The sequence below is a fragment of the Streptococcus sp. HMSC034B03 genome, from assembly GCF_001838575.1.
GTDB lineage: Bacteria > Bacillota > Bacilli > Lactobacillales > Streptococcaceae > Streptococcus > Streptococcus anginosus.
The window spans coordinates 8,111-20,772 of the sequence record NZ_KV837631.1; the positions used below are offsets into that span (position 1 = coordinate 8,111).

The 12,662-nt window shown below is 39.0% G+C and carries 10 protein-coding genes and 1 pseudogene; 6 read left to right on the forward strand and 5 right to left on the reverse strand.

The window, feature by feature from the left end:
- Positions 1-2,235 (forward strand): SspB-related isopeptide-forming adhesin (locus tag HMPREF2634_RS04260; protein ID WP_180363044.1); only part of this gene is annotated, 2,235 nt, incomplete at its 5' end.
- Between the two features lie 390 nt (positions 2,236-2,625).
- Here HMPREF2634_RS04260 and HMPREF2634_RS04265 read toward each other — a convergent pair.
- Together HMPREF2634_RS04265 and HMPREF2634_RS04270 are read right to left on the reverse strand one after the other, a co-directional pair.
- Entirely contained in the window at positions 2,626-3,354 is a 729-nt protein-coding gene (locus HMPREF2634_RS04265) for a hypothetical protein (RefSeq protein WP_003027132.1), read from the reverse strand.
- 12 nt (positions 3,355-3,366) lie between these two features.
- On the reverse strand, positions 3,367-4,041 hold the full coding sequence (locus HMPREF2634_RS04270; protein ID WP_003027129.1) for a hypothetical protein: 675 nt from the start codon (positions 4,039-4,041) through the stop codon (positions 3,367-3,369).
- Between the two features lie 550 nt (positions 4,042-4,591).
- Between HMPREF2634_RS04270 and HMPREF2634_RS04275 the strand changes: the two genes are divergently transcribed.
- On the forward strand, positions 4,592-5,323 hold the full coding sequence (locus HMPREF2634_RS04275; RefSeq protein WP_070836338.1) for a MerR family transcriptional regulator: 732 nt from the start codon (positions 4,592-4,594) through the stop codon (positions 5,321-5,323).
- Between the two features lie 53 nt (positions 5,324-5,376).
- On the opposite strand, the gene HMPREF2634_RS04280 is transcribed toward HMPREF2634_RS04275, so the two are convergent.
- Positions 5,377-6,549 carry an aminoacetone oxidase gene (locus tag HMPREF2634_RS04280; protein WP_070836340.1) on the reverse strand — a complete coding sequence of 391 codons (1,173 nt, stop codon included), beginning with the start codon at positions 6,547-6,549 and terminating at the stop codon, positions 5,377-5,379.
- A 144-nt stretch (positions 6,550-6,693) separates the two neighbouring features.
- Here HMPREF2634_RS04280 and HMPREF2634_RS04285 point away from each other — a divergent pair, with 144 nt between their 5' ends.
- Both HMPREF2634_RS04285 and HMPREF2634_RS04290 read left to right on the forward strand, forming a co-directional pair.
- Positions 6,694-7,188 carry a DUF536 domain-containing protein gene (locus HMPREF2634_RS04285; RefSeq protein WP_003027119.1) on the forward strand — a complete coding sequence of 165 codons (495 nt, stop codon included), beginning with the start codon at positions 6,694-6,696 and terminating at the stop codon, positions 7,186-7,188.
- Between the two features lie 95 nt (positions 7,189-7,283).
- Positions 7,284-7,508: pseudogene (locus HMPREF2634_RS04290) on the forward strand (glycerophosphodiester phosphodiesterase family protein); the annotation flags it as partial.
- A 52-nt stretch (positions 7,509-7,560) separates the two neighbouring features.
- Here HMPREF2634_RS04290 and HMPREF2634_RS09915 read toward each other — a convergent pair.
- Both HMPREF2634_RS09915 and HMPREF2634_RS04300 read right to left on the reverse strand, forming a co-directional pair.
- The gene (locus HMPREF2634_RS09915) at positions 7,561-7,860 is read right to left on the reverse strand and encodes a YbaB/EbfC family nucleoid-associated protein (RefSeq protein ID WP_003027109.1); all 300 of its coding nucleotides are present in this window, start codon (positions 7,858-7,860) and stop codon (positions 7,561-7,563) included.
- Positions 7,861-7,896: 36 nt separating this feature from the next.
- A complete protein-coding gene (locus HMPREF2634_RS04300; RefSeq protein ID WP_070836344.1) occupies positions 7,897-10,176 on the reverse strand; it encodes a Xaa-Pro dipeptidyl-peptidase in 2,280 nt (759 codons plus the stop codon).
- Between the two features lie 109 nt (positions 10,177-10,285).
- On the opposite strand from HMPREF2634_RS04300, the gene gla reads away from it, so the two are divergent.
- Both gla and HMPREF2634_RS04310 read left to right on the forward strand, forming a co-directional pair.
- Complete coding sequence (gla, locus tag HMPREF2634_RS04305) at positions 10,286-11,137, forward strand: aquaglyceroporin Gla (RefSeq protein WP_070836346.1); 852 nt, start codon at positions 10,286-10,288, stop codon at positions 11,135-11,137.
- A 216-nt stretch (positions 11,138-11,353) separates the two neighbouring features.
- The gene (locus HMPREF2634_RS04310; protein WP_070836348.1) at positions 11,354-12,619 is read left to right on the forward strand and encodes a hypothetical protein; all 1,266 of its coding nucleotides are present in this window, start codon (positions 11,354-11,356) and stop codon (positions 12,617-12,619) included.
- Positions 12,620-12,662 lie beyond the last annotated feature (43 nt).

The following is a 12,662-nucleotide window of genomic DNA, read 5'->3' on the forward strand; positions in this document are numbered from 1 at the left end:
GATGTTACCGTTGAGTACAAGAACAAAGACGGTATGACAATTTCACCTAAGGTGACGGATACGCCACGTTCAGAAGTGGGAACAGACTACGATACAACCGATCAACGGAAAGAAACAATTACGACAGTTGACGGTAAGAAGTACAAACTAGATTTGAAAGCCACTCAAGGTGCAGAAACAGGTAAAGTTGTTGAAGGCAATACCAATATTACCTACTACTATGACCTTGTACCAGACGTACCAACTCCAGATGAATACGGTAACGTTGTCGTTGATTACCAAGACAAGAAAGGTAATACTATTGCACCACGTGTTGTAGATACGCCAGATAGCAAAGTTGGTACGAACTACGATACAACAGATCACAAACCAACTAGAATTACTACAGCTGATGGTAAGGTTTATCGCATTGATACGAAAGCAACTCAAGGTCAAGAAAGCGGTAAGATTGTTAAAGGCACTACTCGTGTTGTCTATGTTTATGACGAAGTACTTGGAGATGTAACCGTTCATTATAAAGATGAAGACGGAAAAGTAATCAAAGAACCTGAAAAAGATACAACTGGTGCTACAATCAATACTGTTTATGACACTCGTGATCACGCTCATAAGACAATTACCACAAAAGATGGTCGTACCTATGAAATTGTTCCTGAAAAGACTCAAGGACTTGAACAAGGTCGAGTCGTTGAAGGCAATACTGATGTTACTTATATATATAAACAAGTATTCGGAGATGTAGTCGTTCACTATGAAGACGAATCTGGCAAGAAGATCAAAGAAGATGTAACGGACACTTCTCATGCTAAAGTTGGTGAAAACTACGATACAACAGACCACAAGACGACAGCGATTAAGTCTGGTGATAAAGTGTACAACCTTGTTCCTGAAAAGACAAAAGGTAATGAAAAAGGTAAAGTTACAAAAGGCGTTACCGAAGTTACTTATGTCTACAAGGAAGTGAAAGCAGAACCGACTAAGAAAGGTACAAATGCTAAGGGTGAAGATGTCAATGGTAAGACAATGTTGGCTGGCTCAACAGAAATCTACACTATCAACATCGACAACGACCAATACAAAGGTCTTACAGGTGTAACCGAAAAAGACAAGCAAGCTGGCTTAATGTTGGTTGAAAAATATTCTGGTAAGTATGTCACTCCTAACTTGGCTGGTGTTCGTGTAACAACAGAAGACGGTAAAGTACAAAGCGGCTTCACAACCAAGATTTACAAATCTCTAGCAGAAGCTCCACAAAAAGTTCAAGATTACATCAAGGCAAAAGGATTGCAAATCGATGGTGAATTTGCCGTAACCACTTCAGACGATCCAGTTGCTTACACAAACAATTATGTCTTGAAAGGTATCAACCTCAAACTAATCTTCCCAACTACAGTTAAGAAAGACATCAAGGACGCTAGCAAGTACGATAACAAGGCTTATCAAATTGACTTTACTGGTATCCATGATACAAACCTTGTAACCAACAACATTCCGAAGATCAATCCGAAGAAAGATGTTGTAGCAACTGTTGAAGATGGTCAAAAAGACCAGAATTCATTGAGTGGTAAGACAGTTAAGGTTGGACAAGTTTACAACTTTGAATTGGAAACCTCTTACTTGCCAGCTAACCGTGGTCAAGCGATTGAAAAGATGGAAGTGAAGGACACTTACTCTCCATTAGTAGAATACAACGGTGTTTACAAATGGTTTGCGAAGACAGATATTCTTCTTAAGAATGGTCAAAAGATTGCCAAGGGTACAGATTTGACGAAGTTTGTCAACCAAACTGTTGATCATAAGACAAGAACGGTTGTGTACTCATTCTCTAGCGCCTTCTTGAACAGTATTTCAGATAATAGTGAATTCCAAGCTACAGGTTACATGCAAGTGAAACAACTTGACTATGGTACTGTGAAGAATACCTTTACTGAAATTATCAATGGTGTTGAAAGAAATTCTAATACGGTAACAGTGGTAACGCCAGACAAGCCTAAGACTCCTGACAAACCACAAACACCGCCAGAAACTCCTAAGACACCTGAAAAACCGCAAACACCTCCTACACCAACACCTACTCCAGTAGTGCCAACTACTCCAAAACAACCTGTAACTCCACAAGTAACCTTGCCTTCAACAGGTGAAGCTACAAATGATGGTGCAGCATTGGTAGGATTAGCGTTTGCTGCTACAGCATTGTCAATGCTTGGCTTCAAGAAACGTAAAGAGGAAGAATAAGTCCCTAACGATGATTATCCTAACTCTTGCTAGGCATAGCGACAAAAAGAGGTTGAGACCGAGTCTCAACCTCTTTGTTATAATATAATAATGTCGTTGTTGATTGTGTATTTGGATATATGATCAATAAGTCAAAAATGTTTCATTTTGCATCTATTTTAAAATTTAAGTCAATCCTTTTCAGATTGAAAGGAGGACAAAAGAGGCTGGGACAAAAGTCCGACCCCAAATATAAAAAGCGAACAAAACTAGTTTTCTGGTAATCAGAATTCTGCTTTGTTCGCTTTTCGCATTTAATTATAGATTTGAAGGGCTTAATAATTAAGAATTTTATTTTTAAAAATTGAAATCTTTTTGTCTCAAACTTTTTAATATTATTGAAAATTGTTACTATCCGAGGCTGTCAATGGTTGCATTGATAATTTTAATGGATTCTTTTGTGTAATCTTTTTTTTGTTGTTGTCTTTCAGATTTTGTCATGGGACGTGGCTTTACTACTGGGTCTGGTTTTACGATAGGTTTTTGTTGTTTAACCTTCGTTTCAGCGGTAGGTGCTGGTTGGACAATTGGTGCGGGCTCAGGTTCTGGTTCTGGTTCTGTCTTTACATCAACGACTGCCTCTTCAACAACGGGCTGTACCTCTTCAGAAATGTCTTCTGAAGGTTGCTTTTCTCCCCATTCTTTGCGTGCATCTAGCTCTCGAATGACAAATGCTTTTCCACGATATTCTTTTGGAACAATGGTTGCGATTTGCTCGTCTGTGAAAAGTTCAGCTTCGTCAATGTCTACAACGTCCCAGACAATCTCACCGTTAGAATTACGGACATAGTAGCCGTTTTCATCTTTTTGTCCAGCCAAGAAACTAGATACGCCAATGATTTCTGTAACGTTGACATAACGCATGCCGGTATCAACGTCCCAAACACCTGAAAATACAGCTTCAAACAGTGCTTTGTATTGTTCTTCTGAATCTAATGAGAAGCCATTGATCGTTTTCATGGCATTAGCGCTATAAGCTCTTGATAGCACTTCAAGTTTCTTTTTGTAAGTATCAAATGATTTGTTTTTTAAGAAGCGATCTTGCTCTAGTGTTAAAACGGGTTTATCTATTTCTGACATGATTGTAGACTCCTATTCATTATTATTGATATTAAAGTTTAAGGTGATCAGCATTAGTTTTGGCTGAGTGATTTTAAATAATTTACGAGCTAGTGAAATTTTGAAAATACCGATGATATTTCCTTTTGCATCTTGCCTAAAATTTTTTCCGACAACTTCTACATTTTCTTTGTGACCGTCCTTGACTGCTTCACGGACAGCTTCTAACATCGAGTCTTTTATCTCTTCAATATTTGAATACTCACTGTAAAAAGAGACAGAGTGATGTTTTTTAAAGACAGCACGGTAAATCATTTTTCTATAAAATTTTTTATAAATAATGGCAATCAAAAATGGTATGGCTAAGCAGATATCAACGACTGGATTTTTTAAATAATCAAATAGTTGATTGTCAAAGTAGCTAATGACTGCTAAGTAACCAAGCGCGGATAGGATTTTAAAATAATTGCTGGCGATTACGATGTCTTCGGAACTATTTGCCACTAAAAATCCAACCAATATGTAGATGAAAGAAGCAATTAAAGCTGCAATGTGGATATAGTCTAGCGGTATATTGAGAATATTATATGTTAAGAGTAGGAGAGCTGTGCCGGCAACGAACACAATTCCTACGAAATAAATCAGTTCAGCTAACCACTTCAGCAAGACTAGAAAGACTAACGGTGTGTCTTTTTTCTTTTTTGACATTTTAATCCTTTCTATTCTTTGTTTATTTTTAAGGATAGCCAGACACTAACTTTCCTCATACAAGTACTTTTGTATTATTATATATATATTACCAAAATTTCACAAATAATACAATAAAATTCAGATATTCTACAAGCGAAAATCCTTATTATTTCTATGTTTTCTTTCGTTTTGAGATGCAGTTGCAACAAGTGAAAGAAGATGTAGCTAATAGAGGCAGCTGGAACAAAAGAGCTTTTAGCTGCTTTTGTTTATGTAGTTATCATTACAAAGTGTGGTAGTTTGGAAAATCTCTGTTGCCTTTAATCCACTTAGAGTTTCCCAGGTATAATGGGAGTTGGTAGTCTCACTCCCCGCAGGGGTGATTAGATGCTCTTTCGCACTTGAAAAGCGAATGGTGTTGAGATTTGCTTTGCAAGCAACGTTAGCGATTTTTGCGCAAAGCAAGGTCGTACTTTGTGATAACTATATTGGGAGGAAAATATTTTTAAAAAAGTATTGACTTTGACCTAAGTGGAGGGTTTATAATGAGATTTGTAAGGAGGAAATGATGTATCAAATCAAAGAAGCTGCGCAGCTTTCAGGTGTTTCTGTCAAAACACTGCATCACTATGATAAAATAGGTTTGCTTGTGCCGCAAAAGTCTGAAAACGGATATCGCCTTTATAGTGAAGCAGATTTAGAGCGCCTGCAAATTATTTTATTTTACAAATATCTTGGATTTTCTTTAAAGAAAATAGCAGAGCTGCTAGGTCATGAAGGGCAGGAATTATTGCCTCACTTGAACAAGCAACTGCAGTTTTTGCAGCAGGAAAGGGAACATTTGGATACCTTGATTTCCACCTTACAAAAGACAATTCAAGCTCAAAAAGGAGAAAGAAAAATGACGACACAAGAAAAATTTGTTGGATTTACCTACGATGAGCATGCAAATTATTATCATCAAGCGGTTGAAACATACGGTCAAGAAGTAATGGACGAGTCTCGTGCACGACAAGTTGGCAAAGAAACTGAGGTGACGGAAGTATTTAACAAAGTTTTTAGCAATCTAGCTAACAATATGCAAAAAGGTCTAGCTGTGGAGGCACAAGAGAATTTATCAGAAGCCGAGCAGTTATTTCAAGCAATGAATACCTATGCCTTTGATTGTTCTCTGGAAGTTTTCGCTTTTATCGGAAAAGGCTATGTGGCAAATCCAGAATTTAAGAAAAATATTGACCAATTTGGAGTTGGAACAGCCCAATATGTAGCAGATGTTATCCAAGCATACGTTCACAAGTAAAATAAAAAATAGGGCAAATGCTAGTATTCTGCATGGTAGCATCTGCTCTATTTTTAGTATTCCACACTTCCAGCGACCCAGCCAGTACAGAGAGCGACTGTAATATTAAATCCACCAGTATGAGCATTGATGTCCAGCACTTCGCCAGCAAAATAAAGCCCAGGAACTAGTTTGCTTTCTAAAGTCTTGGGATTGATTTCCTTAAGACTGACACCGCCTTTGGTCACAAAAGATTTGGCTAGAGACATTTTGCCTGTAATAGGAATCGGTAGAGCTTTGAGCTGTTGAATGAGCTCTTCTTTTTCTTTTCCAGTCAATTGTTTGCCTTTTTCAGGGAATGGCTGCGCGAAAAAGTCTGCCAGACGTTCAGGAAGTAATTGTTTGAGGCTATTTTTGAGCGATTTTTCTCGGTTATTTTCTAAAAATGCTGCCAAATCTTCCGCAGAAAACTGTGGTGAGACATCTAAATAAATGGTTTCACCGCCTTTGAGGAAACTGGAGAGCCGCAATGCGGCAGGACCTGACAAACCGAAGTGGGTAAAAAGCAAGTCATGGGTAATGATGTGTTTATTATAACGAAGGGTGACGTTGGCTAATGAAATCCCCTGTAAAGCCTTGTGTGGAAAATCTGTCAAAAGTGGGCTTTCTGCAGCTTCTAACTCTGTTATTGTATGGTTGAAATGGCGCGCAATCTCATAGCCAAAGCCAGTAGAGCCAGTTGAAGGATAAGATTTTCCACCTGTTGTGACAATCAATCGATCGCAGCTCCAAATGCGCTCACTTGACTTGATGATAAAGCAATCCGCATTTTTCTTTACAGAAACTACTTCCGTCTGGGTCATGATGGTGACGCCTAGCTCCTTCATTTTCCGTTCTAATGCTTCAATAATTGTAAAAGATTTGTCTGTTGTTGGGAAAACGCGCCCGTGATCCTCTACTTTGAGTGCAACACCATTGTCAGTGAAAAAATTCATAATGTCATGATTGTTAAACTGGGAAAAGACGCTGTAGAGAAAGCGCCCATTTCCTGGTATGCCAGCTAATAAATCCTCTAAAGTGCCGTTATTCGTCACATTGCAGCGTCCGCCACCAGTTCCAGCGAGCTTCTTACCCAAGCGTTTATTTTTTTCTAAGAGCAGTGTCTTTTGTCCATGAAAGGAGCTGGAAATAGCAGCCATCATACCAGCTGGTCCTCCGCCTATCACGATTGTATCAAAATGGTTCATTGTGCTTCTTTCTTTAAATGAATATGTCAAATTTATTGTATCATAAATGTGATGAAATTCCTTGAAATCCAGAGCGAATTTGACAGTTAAGCCTTGATATGATAAGATTTAGGTATATATCTAGAAAAAGTTTCAGAGGAAATTATGGCAATTGAAAAGACAGTCAGCGAGCTAGCCGAGATTTTAGGGATTAGCCGTCAGGCGATGAACAATCGGGTCAAAACTCTTGCGCCCGAAGATACCGACAAGAATGAAAAAGGGGTCACCGTTGTGACGCGCAGCGGTTTGATAAAGCTGGAAGAAATTTACAAAAAGACGATTTTTGAAGATGAACCGGTCAGCGAAGATGTCAAGCAACGTGAGCTCATGGAAATTTTGGTAGATGAGAAAAATGCAGAAATTGTGCGTTTGTATGACCAGTTAAAAGCAAAAGATGCTCAATTAGCTAAAAAAGATGAGCAATTGCGCGTGAAAGATGTGCAAATTGCTGAAAAAGACAAGCAATTAGACCAGCAGCAGCAATTGACTGCTAAGGCCATGAGTGAGCGTGAAACTTTGCTATTAGAATTGGACGAAGCTAAAGAAAAAGTGCAAGCACAAGAGCAGAAAGGTTTTTTTGCAAGATTGTTTGGACGATAGAGAGAATCTCGGTTGAAGAAACTGAGATTTTTTTATAGAATGAAAGATGTGATGAAAGAAAAAGTCGCAAAAAATATCAATATTCTTGCTTCTTTTTGGATGAAAACTTTGTTTCTAAGTTGTGGCAAGCAGATAAATTGCTCTATGATTGGACGGTCAACGATGTAAACAGCATTGCAAAATCTTTCCGCTTGAATGTTGACGGTATCATAACGGATGATGTTCAACTGGTGCAAAGTTCCATTAAAGAGCTGAAAGACAATCCAAAATATACAGACTTACTCCTTAATAAAGCCTTTGATTTCTTTAATTTTACATAAAATAGCCCCCTCTTAGCTGAATTAGGAGGGGGTGAGTTTTTTGAGATTTGTTTTAAAACGGCATTTTACCTGCAAAGGCACCTAATTTTTTCTTAGTTGCGGCATCAATTTCTACGAGGGCAGCGTTGATAGCTTGAGTTGTCATGTCAGATAAAGTTTCTAAGTCTTCTGGGTCGACAACAGCTTCTTGGAAGTCGATTTTGACGACTTTTTTGTCACCTGTAAGAGTTGCGACCACGAGATCTTGAGCGGATTTGCCAACAAATTCTGTCGCCGCAAGCTCGGCTTGCCCTTTTTCCATTTGTTTTTGCAATTTTTGTGCTTGTTTCATCATCGATTGCATATTCATCATTGTTTGGGTTCTCCTTAAAATTCGATAGTTATTATCTTATTTTATCATATCTGGCACATCTAAGCTAGAGTTTGCTAGGTCAATGGTCAAATGATAGTCGGTATTATCGCGGACGGTGTGCTCAAAGTCGGTTGTGTAGAGGACAAGGCGAAGTGTATCGCCTATTTTCATTTTGTAAATGGTTGGTTGCAATTCAAAAGAAAATTCTAACCATTGGTCTGGTGTGACTTCTTCAACTGTTAGCAAATCGTTGCGGTTTTGCAGATTGAGAAATCCTTTTGTCACAACGCGATGCGGTGTCTCTTTGAAAGGTAATTCCATTAAATGATCCAGCATATAAACGCGACCATTGTCCATGACTTTTGGTGCAAGGACGCCAGGAATTGGGGTGAGGCGTTTAGCTTGTCCAACATCTAATAGCTGTGCAGAAATCAAGCCTTTATCGGTACTGGATTTTAGGCGCAGATTGAGCTTAGCGGGACCGTTAAGGAAAAGGTCTTTTTCTAAGGTGAAGTCAACGGTCACTTGATTGACTTTTCCATCAAAGAGTTCATTTTTGAAGGTTTGATAGGTCTTGCTGAAACGCTTGTAGTCCGTCTCAGAGTAAGCATTTTGAATATCTTGAGTAGTACTACCTAGATTGAAATGAGTGTAGTGCTCTTGATTGCCGAAATTCTTTAGTGACAACCAGCTTTGTGCTTGACTATTGTCTTGCCAGATCACAGTTGGCAATTCAAAGTGGGAATTGTAGCCCAGCAGTTTCTTGCTGAGAAGTGCATTCATAGATTCACGAAAGTCAATGGATTGCCAATTGTTCATGTAAACGTGAGCGCCATTGTGGAAAAATAAATGTTTTTTGATGTCTTGTGGCAGGGCGTGGAACATGTTGTACACATTGAGCGGCTTGACATTCCAGTCTTGGGAGCCATGAGTGAAGACGACTTCGGCTTTGACCTTGTGCGCGTGAATCAGATAGTTTCTGTCATGCCAAAATTGATTATAATCACCCGTTTCGCGCTCCAAATTTGCTTTTAATGTTTTGAGGCTCTTTTGATACTCGGCATCGTGACGAAGACGTTCGCCCGCTAGAAGATTGCGTGAGTAAGTTAATTCTGTCAAAGAGTCAAAATCTTCACCGGGATAGCCGCCGGGGCTTGTCACTAAGCCATTTTCACGATAGTAATTATACCAAGAAGAAATTCCAGCTTCGGCAATAATAACCTCCAGCCCTTCTACGCCAGTCGTAGCCAGTCCATTTGACAAGGTTCCAAGGTAAGAAATTCCTGTCGTAGCAACCTTTCCATTGGACCAAGTGGCTTTGATTTCTCGCTGTCTGGTATGGTCTGTGAAAGCACGGCAACGACCATTGAGCCAATCAATAACGTTTTTATAGGCTTCAATTTGATAATAATCTCCGCTCGTCATAAGCCCCTCAGAGTCCTTGGTTCCCACACCTGATACATATAAATTAGCAAAACCACGAGGAAGAAGGTAGTCATTGAGTGTATAAGTTCCGATATGACCGAGTGTTTCTTCTGCTTGCTCCACCAATACTGCTTGACCTTGTGGTTCAACCAAGCAAACTTCAGAGTCATGGACGGTGATTTTTCCGGCCTCTTTTTTAACCAAATTCACATTCATGTTATAAAGTGCTTTGTCGCTGGCTTTGTCGTTGGTTCCTTGGTGATAAGGGCTAGCAGTCATGACAGCAGGAATTTGTCCATCAAAATGAGGACGAATGATGCTGACCTTAATCAAATCAGGCAGCCCATCTTCGTCGGTATCCACGCGCGATTCCACATAGACCACTTCGCGGATAGCATTATGGCTAGTAAAGGTCGCAAGACTTTTACCATTGAAATAGTGGTAGGTATTGTCTTCAGGGATCAAGCCTTCGCTTACCAACTTATCAATCAAGAGATTGCCGTTTTTGGTGCGCGTATTGAGCAATTGATAGAGGTTTTCGAGCAAATTTCCATAGGTAATGGGAAAGTTTACGTCCTTGCGGAATGTTTCTACATCGTCAAAGTCAACAAAGGGCACAAATCCCAGCAATTGAAAAATAATGGTATAAAAAATCTCTGCTGTCAATTCCTGATTGGACGTAAAAAAGCTGAGTAAGTCTGTATTTGAATTGGCAACCAAAGACTTTAAAGCATAGTCTGTATTTTTATAATTAAAAAAAGTTCTACGTACAAAAGTCTCTAAATTTTCTTTATCAGAATACTCTGGGTGGAAAGAAAATCCAATGCTTTCCATTTCAGCCAGCATTTTTTTGTTTGTTTCTGGTGTATAACTATACTGATTATAGCGCATATTTTTACTCCTTTTTTACACTTTGTCAAAAAATAACCTTTACATTATCCATTGTAACTGATAAAATAGGATTTGTCTAAAATTTTTTTAATTAAAGAGGAGAATAAAAATGGATGTCACATGGACTGTGAAATATATCACAGAATTTCTTGGAACGGCAATTCTCATTATTTTGGGGAACGGGGCTGTTGCCAACGTTGAATTAAAGGGAACAAAGGGTCATCAAAGTGGCTGGTTGGTGATTGCAGTTGGTTATGGTATGGGGGTTATGATTCCTGCTCTTATGTTTGGAAATGTATCAGGGAATCATATCAATCCTGCATTCACACTAGGACTTGCGATTAGCGGATACTTCCCTTGGGCACAAGTTGCGCCTTACATTATTGCACAATTATTGGGAGCGATATTTGGACAAGCGTTAGTAGTAGCAAGTCACCGCCCTTACTATTTGCAAACAACAAATTCTAATGCGATTTTGGGATCATTCTCAACTATTGTAAATACGGATGACGGAAGCAAGAAATCACATGCTGCTTCTATGATAAATGGCTTTGTCAATGAATTTATTGGTTCATTTATCTTGTTCTTTGCAGCAATGGCCATGACCAAAAACTATTTTGGTGCAGAAGTTGTTAAATATGCTGCTACTCGTGGAGTGGATGCTACTCAAATCCAAGGAAAAGTTGCAATTGGTTCTCACATCAATGCCGGACTTGCTGTTGCCCACTTAGCACTTGGTTTCCTTGTCATGGCATTGGTAACGTCACTTGGTGGTCCTACAGGTCCAGGTTTGAACCCTGCACGTGACTTAGGTCCACGTATTCTTCATTTCATTCTTCCAAAATCAGTTCTTGGTGAGCACAAAGGAGATTCAAAATGGTGGTATGCTTGGGTGCCAGTCGTATCTCCAATTCTTGCCGGTATTGCTGCAGTAGCACTTTACAAGATAATTTATGGATAAGTTGTCAAAAAAGAAACGGTTCGTTACGAGCCGTTTTTTGATAACGAAGAGATAAGATTGAACGAAAAAATGGATAAGTGACTAGACGCTTGCTAAGATAAAATGCTATACTAAAGAGTAAGGATAACAACAGTAATGGGAGTGAGACAGCAAAACTGATTTTTTTCAAAGTAGCAATTTTTGTCTCATTCCTACCTTTTATTTGGGAGAGATGAAATGGAATTAGATAAACTAAGTGGGAGACGGACTCTATTGTTCGGTATTTTGGCGATCCTTTTTGGCGTTATTATTATTGCAAACGGTGTTGATTTTACAAAATTTGCCCTAGATTTATTGGTCATTTACTTTTTATTTGTCGGAGTTATCAATCTTTTTTTCCGTTTCTTAGTGAAGCAAAATCGTATCAGTCTTGGTTCTGCCCTCCTCCATGTTTTGGTAGGGCTGGTTGTTGGCTTTCTTAACCGTGCCAGCAATCTGCCAGTCAATATTGTCATTATTATATTGGGCTGTTATCAGCTGTGTACAGCGGCAATCTATGGTATTACATATCTTCTTTATCGGCAGAATAAGTTAAAAGGTGGTTTTCGTTATCTTTTTGATACCTTGCTCTATGGTGGGATTGGCCTGACACCTGTCTTTTCTCCCAGCACGGACGGTAGGATGCAATTTTTGATTGTTGGTATTTATCTGATATTACTAGGCTTTTCTAACGTTCGAGACGGTCTTATGTTCAACACCGATGTGGAGAAAAAACAACTTCGACGCCGTATTCGGATTAACCTGCCTATCATTATCGCTGCCTTTTTCCCAGCAGAGCAACTGAATCGTTTTAATCGTTTTTTGCAAGGTGAAAAAAGGAAACCACAAAAGGTTTATAGTCGTGTCCGAGACGAGGAAAAGCCCGTTGACTTAGAGGTGCTGATCCATACGTCAGACCAGAATCTTTTTGGGATGATTGGTCACGTTGATATTTGCTATCAAGGAAAAGTTATTTCTTATGGCAGTTATGATGTCTTTTCAGAGCGCTTGTTTGGTACGATCGGAGACGGTGTTTTGTTTAAAGTGGATAAAGATGCTTATATTGACTTGTGCAAAGAAGAAAGCAAAAAAACCTTGTTTGGTTATGGGTTATCTTTGACAGATGAGCAAAAGCTAGCTGTGGAGAAACGGTTGGCTGAGATTGATGAGTTGTTGGAAGTGTGGGATCCACCGGCGAATTTGAAAGATGGTAAGCGCACGTATGCTTATAAATTGAAGCATGAGTTGAATGCTCGTTTATATAAGTTTAAAACAAGTCGTTTTAAGACTTATTTTATCCTGTCTACTAATTGTTGTCTGCTAGCCGATAGCATTATCGGACAGGCTGGAACAGCCATTTTAGATATGCGTGGGATTATTGCGCCGGGAACTTATCAGTCTTACCTTCAATATGAAGTTGAGTCGGCAAATGAGCTGGTAGTGGCACAAAATATTTATCAGTAATAGCACAATTTTTTCTATTTTTACATAAATATTTGTAAAATAC